The sequence below is a fragment of the Bradyrhizobium acaciae genome (assembly GCF_020889785.1).
Taxonomy (GTDB): Bacteria; Pseudomonadota; Alphaproteobacteria; order Rhizobiales; family Xanthobacteraceae; genus Bradyrhizobium; species Bradyrhizobium acaciae.
Genome location: NZ_JACMYK010000213.1, coordinates 1 through 9,577, shown reverse-complemented (window position 1 = coordinate 9,577; position 9,577 = coordinate 1). Strand labels below are relative to the sequence as shown.

Annotated in this window: 10 protein-coding genes; 3 read left to right on the top strand and 7 right to left on the bottom strand. The window is 63.6% G+C overall.

Features of this window, described 5'->3' with window-relative positions:
* A partial coding sequence (locus H8A92_RS38255) for an FAD-binding protein (protein WP_229200461.1) occupies window positions 1-701 on the bottom strand: 701 nt, incomplete at its 3' end.
* 32 nt (window positions 702-733) lie between these two features.
* Window positions 734-1,423: an ArsR/SmtB family transcription factor gene (locus H8A92_RS38250; RefSeq protein ID WP_229200460.1), complete on the bottom strand. Its 690-nt coding sequence runs from the start codon at window positions 1,421-1,423 to the stop codon at window positions 734-736.
* 198 nt (window positions 1,424-1,621) lie between these two features.
* On the opposite strand from H8A92_RS38250, the gene H8A92_RS38245 reads away from it, so the two are divergent.
* Window positions 1,622-2,107 (top strand): putative quinol monooxygenase, encoded by a 486-nt coding sequence (locus H8A92_RS38245; RefSeq protein ID WP_229200459.1) that lies wholly within the window; start codon window positions 1,622-1,624, stop codon window positions 2,105-2,107.
* Between the two features lie 53 nt (window positions 2,108-2,160).
* Here the strand turns inward: H8A92_RS38245 and H8A92_RS38240 are convergent, their stop codons facing one another.
* Together H8A92_RS38240 and H8A92_RS38235 are read right to left on the bottom strand one after the other, a co-directional pair.
* Window positions 2,161-3,315 carry an acyltransferase family protein gene (locus H8A92_RS38240; protein WP_274613575.1) on the bottom strand — a complete coding sequence of 385 codons (1,155 nt, stop codon included), beginning with the start codon at window positions 3,313-3,315 and terminating at the stop codon, window positions 2,161-2,163.
* 130 nt (window positions 3,316-3,445) lie between these two features.
* The gene (locus tag H8A92_RS38235) at window positions 3,446-4,615 is read right to left on the bottom strand and encodes an acyltransferase family protein (protein ID WP_229200457.1); all 1,170 of its coding nucleotides are present in this window, start codon (window positions 4,613-4,615) and stop codon (window positions 3,446-3,448) included.
* 212 nt (window positions 4,616-4,827) lie between these two features.
* Between H8A92_RS38235 and H8A92_RS38230 the strand changes: the two genes are divergently transcribed.
* A complete protein-coding gene (locus tag H8A92_RS38230; protein ID WP_229200456.1) occupies window positions 4,828-5,241 on the top strand; it encodes a hypothetical protein in 414 nt (137 codons plus the stop codon).
* A gap of 103 nt (window positions 5,242-5,344) precedes the next feature.
* Here the strand turns inward: H8A92_RS38230 and H8A92_RS38225 are convergent, their stop codons facing one another.
* Together H8A92_RS38225 and H8A92_RS38220 are read right to left on the bottom strand one after the other, a co-directional pair.
* Window positions 5,345-6,139, bottom strand: a complete 795-nt coding sequence (locus H8A92_RS38225; protein ID WP_229200455.1) for a dienelactone hydrolase family protein — start codon at window positions 6,137-6,139, stop codon at window positions 5,345-5,347.
* A gap of 51 nt (window positions 6,140-6,190) precedes the next feature.
* Entirely contained in the window at window positions 6,191-7,684 is a 1,494-nt protein-coding gene (locus H8A92_RS38220; protein WP_229200454.1) for an FAD-linked oxidase C-terminal domain-containing protein, read from the bottom strand.
* A 235-nt stretch (window positions 7,685-7,919) separates the two neighbouring features.
* On the opposite strand from H8A92_RS38220, the gene cycA reads away from it, so the two are divergent.
* A complete protein-coding gene (gene cycA, locus H8A92_RS38215; protein ID WP_229200453.1) occupies window positions 7,920-8,312 on the top strand; it encodes a cytochrome c-550 CycA in 393 nt (130 codons plus the stop codon).
* Window positions 8,313-8,390: 78 nt separating this feature from the next.
* Here the strand turns inward: cycA and H8A92_RS38210 are convergent.
* A partial coding sequence (locus tag H8A92_RS38210; RefSeq protein WP_229200452.1) for a thiamine pyrophosphate-dependent enzyme occupies window positions 8,391-9,577 on the bottom strand: 1,187 nt, incomplete at its 5' end.

Here is a 9,577-nt window from a genome sequence, read left to right as displayed (position 1 = left end):
GCAAGGCCGGCCAGCGCGCCGGTTGCGGACCGCAGCACTGAGCCGGGCAGATGGGCCGCCCCCGAGACGTCGAAGGGCGAGCCCAGCGCCGCCGTCATCGCCTTGTTGGCGGTGACGTCGTCGAGCCCGCGCAGCACCAATGTCCGCTCGGCTTCCGGCTTCGGCATGACCTTGAGCGTCACCTCGGTCATGACCGCGAGCGTGCCCCAGGAACCGGTGAGCAGCTTGCAGAGATCGTAGCCGGTGACGTTCTTCACCACCCGTCCGCCGGTCTTGAAACTGTCACCGAACCCGGACACCGCGTGGGTGCCGAGCAGGTGATCCCGCGCGCCGCCGGCCTTGATGCGGCGCGGACCGGCAAGGCCGGCGCCGATCATGCCGCCGATCGTGCCGGCGCCAGCGATGCCGAGCAGCACCGACGTATCCATCGGCTCGAAGGCGAATTGCTGGTTCTTGGCGTCGATCAGGGATTGCACGTCTGCGAGCGGCGCGCCGGCCTGCACGGTGATGATCAGCTCGTTCGGCTCATAGGCGGTGACCGCGTTCAGCACCGAGACGTCGAGCACCGCATTGGTCGCCATCGGATGGCCGATGGCGCGCTTCGATCCATGACCGACGATCTCGAGCGGCTGTTCGCTGGCGACCGCCGCGCGCACCACCTCTTCGACGTCTTTGCTGTCTCTGACTTTGAGCGTTTCCACACGCTAGGCGGTATCGAAATTTGGCTCCGAAATCAAATGCGCGCGCCGAACGAATCCCTGAATGCGACAAGCCCGGCCGCGGTGATCTCGACGGAACGGCCCTGCGGCCGGCGCCGGATCCAGTCCCGCTGCAACGCGAGGTCCGCAATCGCGGCCCCTGCCCGCCCGGCCAGATGCAGACGCTGCTCGCTCCAGTCGAGGCAGGGCCGGCACAGGACCCGCCGGCTTCGCGCCGGCGCATGCAGGTCGATGCCGAGATCGCCGAGAAATGCGCGGCCCGAAGCGGTCAGCTCGCCGCCCTCCTGGTCCAGGTTGAGGTGGTCGTGTCGGCGCATCGCGTCGGTGACGGCGACGCCGAGCTCGCCGGCAAGGTGGTCATAGCAGGTCCGGGCCCGGCGCATATCCGCGTCGATCCGCGGCGGCGGGCGGGACGGACGCGGATCGATCGCCGCAACCGTCATCATGCCCTCGAGCATCTGCGCGACCAATGGCGTGGCCAGCCGGTAGAAGCGCCGCGGGCCGCGCCGTTCGACCTTGAGCAGCGCACGCTCGGCCAGTCTCGCCAGATGCCAGCTCGCCGTCTGCGGCGTCACGCCCGCGACCACCGCCAGCTCGCTCGCGGTCTGCGCGCGCCCATCCATCAGTCGCGACAGGATGCTGGCGCGACCGGGATCGGCGATCAGCCCGGCCAGTTCGGCAAGCTCTGGTGCGATGGTCTGCATGGCAGGCTCCAGCGTCGGTCGAAGGATTGCCCTTGCGTTTGTCGCACGGCGCCCGTCCGTAACGCTTCGATCATGATCGAAATGTTCACGACATCGACACTTCGATCGTCACCTAACCGAGCTCACAGGACGATCCACTATCTCTCGCCTTGCGGTTCGGCCGGCAAGACGGTTGGCGCAAATCATCTGGAGGCGAACATGAGACGTTCGGAAGTCGCGACCACGACGATGATGCACACCCGACGATCGGCCATCGGCACGTTCGCCGCGATCATGACGATCGCCGGCGTCTCGCCCTGGGCAGGATCGCAGGCTCGATCGGAGCAAAGCAACGGAGGAATGCCAATGAAGCACTATGCGATGAGCACGAGAACCATCAGCGATGCGATCAACACGTCAGGCCTTCTGGTCGTGGCGCAATGGGAAGCCAAGGAAGGGCAAGCCGACAAGGTCGCGGCAATTCTCGACGGCTTCCTGCCCGAGGCGCAGAAGGACCCCGGCACCAAGCTGTTCCTGATCGGCCGCGGCAAGGACAATCCGGCGCAATTCCTGTTCTACGAATTGTTCCAGGACGAGGCCGCGTTCAAGGCCCATTCGGAAAGCGCTTACTTCAAGACCTACATCGCCGAGCAGGCATTGCCGCTGCTCGCCAAGCGCGAGCGGACGCAATACACGCTGCTGTAGGTGACGGCGCCGCGGGAGGACTTGTGATGCAGGTCCTCCCCTGCGCTGCAATATCAGGCCGGCACGCGCCTGCCGCCGAGCGTCGCACCCAACTCGATCCGCTCGGGCGATTTGCGCCAGAAGGCTGCGATCGGAATCCGGGAGAGCACCGCCGTCTCGACCTGCTCGACCTGCGCCCTGAGCCGAAGCGCATGCTTCTCGACGAGATGCCAGGACACGAACGCGACACCAAAGGCAATCGGCAGGCTGATCAGGATGTTCAGATACCAGTGCTGAACCGAGGGGCCCAACGTCGCAACCGACTGCTGGACCACGACTCCATAGAGATACATCCCGTACGAGTAGTCGCCGGATGACACGACCCAGCTTCGCCGCGGGTTCATCAGCCCCAGATAGCACGCGACATACGCGACGGGTCCGACAATGAATGCATCAGTGTATCCAGTGGCCATCCCCGCCGCACAAAGCGTCAGCGCGAGCAGGAACGTGGTACGGTTGAACGGGACCTTGTCGCGCCAGAGATAGAAGCCGACACCCGCAAGGAAGCAGAACACGAGCAGCTGCGGACGAAGGTGAAGATATTGCAGGTCCGAATGGTAGATATCGTGGCAGGCGAAGCCGATCTGGGCGAACACCAGGAACATGAGATACAGCACCCTGTTGAAGCAGATCGTGGTCACGGCGAGCAGCGCCAGGATCACGTAGCACCACAGCTCATAAGGGACCGTCCAAAGCTGCGCATTCACCGCAAAAGGTACCGGATTGTGCAGAAACACGCCCGGAAGCTCATAGTGGATGTCGCCGACGATATTGCGGAAATAGGCGTAGAATTTCGGGTCCGCGAAATACTGCGCGAGGGGAAGCGCAGAGAAGATCGGGCCGATGATGAGGGCCGAGAGCGTCGTCTCGACCGCAAGCGCAGGCGCAATGCGAAGCACGCGCAGGCCGAGAAATGAAATCAGGCTCCTGCACCTCAGCAAACTGCCCGCCACCAGAAACCCGCTCAAGGCGAAAAAGAGCGCAAGAACCATTGCGGCCCCGATGCGGATATGGCCCAGGATCTCCATCGCCCGATCGATCCCAAAGACGACGTTCGCGCTGTGCAGGCAGATGATGCTGGCCGCCAACGCAAGCCGCAGATAGTCGAAGCCTGTGGGCCGATTGCGTGAAACAGCTAGTTGATCGGCCAGGCTGAACTTAGGTTGCATTTCATTACCGAGACAACTATGTCATCGGAAACTATCCAGCAACAAACTAACGAAATATAAACGCATAACGCGCACATCGTCGCAGGCACAACCTTTACGATGTGCAGTTCGCAGCAAGTAACGGTTAAGGCTATCGGCCGGAAAGGATGATCGGTCGAACTGGATTGATCGGCCCCGGCTGAACAACAGGCTCTCGTTCGGCCTGCTCGGCCCGACGGCCGAATCCGAGGATCGGAATCCTGGAGAGCATCGCAGCTTCCAGCCGTTCGACAGCAGCTTTGAGCCGAAGCGCATGTTTCTCGACGAGATGCCAGGATGCGACGGCGACGCCGAAGGCGAGCGGCAGGCTGATCAGGATGTTCAGATACCAGTGCTGCACCGACGGGCCGAAGGTCGCAACGCATTGCTGGATGACGAAACCATAGAGATAGAGCCCGTAGGAGTAATCGCCTGACGATACGAGCCAGCTCCGCCGCGGATTCATCAGGCCGAGATAGCAGGCGACATAGGCGGCCGGCACGGGAGCAAGCGCGTCACCGCGTCCGGTCGCCGTGCCGGCGGCGCACAGCACCAGCGCCAGCAGGCAGGCGGTCCGGTTGAACGGCACCTTGTCGCGCCAGAGATAGAAGCCGACACCGGCAAGGAAGCAGAACACCAGAAGGTGCGGGCGAAGCTGGATCGGCACCTCGTCCCAGCGGTAGATGTCGTAGCCGACGAGGCCGATCTGGGCGATCACCAGGAACACAAGATACGCCACCCGGTTGAAGGCAATCGCCGTCACGGCGAGCAGCGCCAGGATGACGTAGCACCACAATTCATACGGCACCGTCCAGAGCTGGGCGTTCACCAGCTCGGGCATCGGATTGTGCAGGAAGACGCCCGGCAGCACGTAGTGGATGTCGCCGACGATGTTGAGAAAATAGGCGTGGAATTTGGGATCGGCGAAATACTGCGTGAGCGGCAGTTCGGTGAAGACCGAACCGATGATGATGGCCGACAGCGTCGTCTCGACCACCAGCGCGGGACCGATCCGAAGCAGGCGCAGGCCGAGAAAGGAAATCAGGCTCTTGCATCTCAGCAGGCTTGCCGTCACCAGAAAGCCGCTCAACGCGAAGAACAGCGCGAGGATCATCGCGATCGCGATGCGAAGCGAGCCCAGTATCTGCAGCGTCGGGCCGAGCCCGAGCGTCACGTTCAGGCTGTGCAGGCAGATGATCGACGACGCCAGCGCAATCCGCATGTAGTCGAAGCCCGCGGGCCGATTGCGCGAGAGAGCCAGCTGATCAGCCAGGCTGGGCATCGAAATGTTGCCGAAGACATGCATGTCCTGAAAATACCGAGGAACAGTTGAAGGCCGTGTAAACGGGTCCGCGCTGCAATTGCGGCGACACGCGACGGCGGCCGCTGGCCGACGGCCGTCGCTGCAAGCATCGGTTAAGGTTATCGGCCGGGTAGCGCGATCAGTCGAAATCTATCAATTCGGCCTCGACGGCAGCAGGAGGGACCACCACCGTGAAGATCAGGCTGACAGTCACCGCGCTGCTCGCGACGATCGCGGCAGGACAGGCGCGCGCCGCCATGCTCACCGACGCCGAGGCGATGTTCCTCGACCAGCTCGCGACTGCGGCCGCGGTGCTCGAACAACGATGCACCGGCTATGAAGCCGATGGCGCCGGGGGCGTTCAACTCGGCGCAAGGCTTCTCGGCAGCCCAAACACCGCGATGGCCATGATCGGCGCGTTCGACGCCGCCATCAAGGGCCACGACGGCAATGACTACGATCCGCAAAAATTCCGCCCCGAAGTGTCCGAAGCGGCCGGCAAGACGTTCAAGCGAGTCCGGGCGGAGCTGATCTCAGACCCCGACAGGGCCTGCGCCGAATATGGCGACAGCAGCGCCGCGCTCGGCCTGCTCAGACGATACTAGAACCGCGGGGATATCCGCAAATGCCAGCTTGCCGGCAATCGCCTGTCGCGCGGCTACGCCCGCCCCAGTGAGAGAAAGCGCCACCATGTCGGTGACCCCTTGCCTATTTCTGGAGGGTTGCGGCGAAGAGCTTGGCTGCTTCTGCCTTCGATTCCTGATCCGCCTTGGCGTCGTATCTGAGCGGCAGGTTGAACTTCTTGCCGAGTTCGGTGGATTCGGGGTTGGTGAACGCGTGCACCGCACCGGGATATTCGATGATTCGGTAGTCGGCTTTCGCAGCGTCGAAATCCTTCTTGAGCGCATCGTACTGCTCGCGCTTCACGAACGGATCGTCGGCACCGTTCAGAATCAGGATTTTGGCCTTGACGGTTCCCGGCGCCGGCGCGGGCGTGTTGAGACCGAGCGTGGCGTGAAAGCCCGCAACGCCGGCAAGATCAGCGCCGGTGCGCGCCATGTTCAGCACCACGGCGCCGCCGAAGCAGTAACCGACAGCGCCGATCCGTTGCGGATTGACCGAGGCCTGCTTGGCGAGTTGCTCGCGCGCCGCGTTGAAGCGCGCCTCCATCACCTTGGGGTCCTTCATGACAGACCCCGACAGCGCGCCGGCGTCCTTCGGGTTGTCGGCGGTCTTGCCGTCGCCGTACATGTCCGCGATGAAGGCTGTGTAGCCTTGCTCCGCAAACTTCCGCGCCTCGTTGTGCATATGTTTGGTAACGCCCCACCATTCGTGCACCATGATGATGCCGGGCCGCTTGGCCTGGGTCGCGTCGTCGTAGACGACGAAGCCCTTCATCGTGGTCTGGCCGTCCGTATAGGTGACCGGCTCTTCCTTCACCGCTGCGTGCGCGCTCGCGACCATTGCGATGGCGCAAAGAGCTCCAAGTATGTTCGTTCGCATGCTGACCTCTCGCGTTTTGCCCCGGACAACTGACGTTGACGAATGCACGCCCTAGAACCGCGGAATATCCGGGAATGCCAGCTTGCCGGCGTGGACATGGACGCGGCCGAGCTCGGCGCAACGGTGCAGGGTAGGAAACACCTTGCCGGGGTTGAGCAGGCCCTCTGCATCGAAGGCGCATTTCAGCCGCTGCTGCTGGTTGAGGTCGATCTCGGTGAACATTTCCGGCATCAGGTCGCGCTTCTCGATGCCGACGCCATGCTCGCCGGTGAGCACGCCGCCGAGCTCGACGCAGCAGCGCAGGATGTCTGCGCCGAACGCCTCCGCCTTCTCGATCTCGCCGGGCTTGTTGGCATCATAGAGGATCAGCGGGTGCAGATTGCCGTCGCCGGCATGGAACACGTTAGCGACACCGAGGCCGTATTTCTCCGAGAGCTCGCGGATCCGCGCCAGCGCCTTCGGCAACGCGCCGCGGGGGATGGTGCCGTCCATGCAGAGATAATCCGGCGAGATGCGCCCGACCGCGGGGAAGGCCGCCTTGCGGCCGGCCCAGAACAGATTGCGCTCGGCCTCCGAGGTCGAGATCTGGCATGAGGTCGAGCCGCAGCCCTGCGCGATCGCCTCGACCCGCTTGATCAGTTCGTCGACCTCGACCTGGGGACCGTCGAGCTCGATGATCAAGAGCGCCTCGACGTCGAGCGGATAGCCGGCATGGACGAAGGCTTCCGCGGCGTGGATCGCGGGCTTGTCCATCATCTCCATGCCGCCCGGAATGATGCCGGCGCCGATGATGGCAGCCACGCATTCGCCGGCCGCTTCCACCTCGGCAAAGCCGACCATCAGCGCGCGCGCCGTCTCCGGCTTTTGCAGGATGCGCACCGTGATCTCGGTGATGACGCCGAGCAGCCCCTCGGAGCCCGTGATGATCCCCATCAAATCGTAGCCGGCATTCTCGGCCGACTTGCCGCCGATGCGCAGGATCTCGCCCGACATCAGCACGATCTCGCAGCCCAGCACGTTGTTGGTGGTCATGCCGTATTTCAGGCAATGCACGCCGCCGGAATTTTCCGCGACATTGCCGCCGATCGAGCAGGCGATCTGCGACGACGGATCGGGCGCGTAATAGAAGCCGGCATGGGCGACCGCCTGGCTGATCGCCAGGTTCGTCACGCCCGGCTCGGTGACGACGACGCGGTTGTCGAAGTCAATCTCGCGAATCCGCTTGAACTTGCCGAGACCGAGCAGCACGCCGTCGGCGAGCGGCAGCGCGCCGCCAGACAGCGAGGTGCCGGAGCCGCGCGGCACCACCTTGATGCCCTGCTGCTGGCAATATTTCAGGACCTTCGCCACCTGTTCGGTGGTATCGGGCAGCACCACGACCATCGGCGGCTGCCGGTAGGCGGTCAGGCCGTCGGATTCATAGGCCAGCATCTCGGCGGCACTGTCGATCACGCCCTCGCCCGGAACGATTGCGCGCAAGGCAGCTGCGATCTCTGTGCGGCGAGCAAGGACGGCCTGGTCGGCCTCCGGCATCATGATGGACATCGGTGTTCCCTTGGGTGGGCTCTGCTCTTTGCCGATTTGTTACGACAAATCAATCAGCTCTGCACCTGTTTCAGTCGACCGGCCGAAGGTCGGATTGCCCCGTCCCGCAATGCCGAGTTCTCTCTGGGACAAGCGGACGGTCATGAAACCTGTCAAAGTTTCGTGGCTTGTCCTGTCCAAGCCGGACATGCCACAAACCAGACACTACCTCCCGGGACGAAACGAAGAGAACCCCATGAACCTAAAGACCTTGAGCGCGCTGGCGGTCGTCACATCGCTGGCCACCGCATCCTCCGCGCTGGCGCAGGATGCCGCAGCCGGCAAGACCTCGTTCAACAAATGCCTCGCCTGCCACGCGATCGGCGAAGGCGCCAAGAACAAGGTCGGACCCGAGCTCAACGGCCTCGACGGCCGCCACTCCGGCTCGGCACCGGACTACAATTATTCCGATGCCAACAAGAATTCCGGCATCACCTGGAACAAGGAAACCTTCCTCGAATACATCAAGGATCCGAAGGCCAAGATCCCCGGCACCAAGATGGCCTTCGCCGGCATCAAGAACGAGACTGAGGCCAACAATCTGTGGGCCTATGTGTCGTCGTTCGACAAGGACGGCAAGCAGAAGTAATCGGCGGTGTCGGACGTTGGAAGGGGATGGCGTTTCTTCGCATCGCCATCCCCTTCCGGTTGTTTGATTTGAGCGCGATCAGCGCGGCAACAGATTGGTCTTGGCGAGATCGACCACCTCGTCGCCGCGGCCGCTCATCACGGCGCGCAGCACCCACAGGCTGAAACCCTTCACCTGCTCCAGCGTAATGGTCGGCGGCATCGACAATTCCTGCGTCGCGGTCACGACGTCGAGCACGGCCGGGCCGTCATGCGCGAGCACGTTGCGGATCGCGCCCTCGAGCTCGCCCGGATCCTCCACCCGGACGCCGTGAATGCCCATGGCGCGGGCCATTGCCGCGAAATCGGGATTCTTCAGATCGACCCCGGTCTCGATGAAGCCGGCCGCCTTCATCTCCAGCGCGACGAAGCCGAGCACGCTGTTGTTGAAGATCACGACCTTCACCGGCAGCTTCGCCTGCGTCAGCGTGATCAGGTCACCCATCAGCATGGCAAAGCCGCCGTCGCCGGACATCGACACCACCTGCCGGCCGGGCTGCGCCGCCTGCGCGCCGATCGCATGCGCCATCGCGTTGGCCATCGAGCCGTGTACCCACGAGCCGACCAGCCGACGGCGGCCGTTCATTTTCAGATAACGCGCGGCCCAGATCGTCGGCGTGCCGACATCGGCGGTGAACACCGCGTCGTCGGTGGCCTGCTCGCTGAGCAGGCGCGCCAGATATTGCGGATGGATCGGCTTTTGGCCGGGCTTGCCCCGGGCGAGATCGTCGAGCCCGGCGCGGGCGTTTTTGTAATGCGCGAGGCTGGCATCGAGAAACTTGCGCTCGGTCTTGGTCGTCAGCTTCGGCAACAGCGCCGCGATGGTCTCGCCGATATCGCCGACGATGCCGAGATCGAGCTTGCAGCGACGGCCGAGATTTTCGGGGCGGAGATCGACCTGGGCGATGCTGATGCCGGTCGGGAAGAACTGCTTGTAGGGAAAGTCGGTGCCCAGCAGCAGCAGCACGTCGCAACCATGCATGGCGGCATAGCCGGAGGAGAAACCGATGAAGCCGGTCATGCCGACATCATAGGGATTGTCGTACTCGACATATTCCTTGCCGCCGAGCGCATGCACGATCGGGCTCTTCAGCGTCTCGGCAAGCTTGACCAGGCCGTCATGCGCGCCGGCGCAGCCGCGGCCGCAGAACAGCGTGACGCGCTTGGCGCCATTGAGCAGCGCGGCCAGTGCGTTCAATTCGGCCTCGGCCGGACGCACCACCGGCG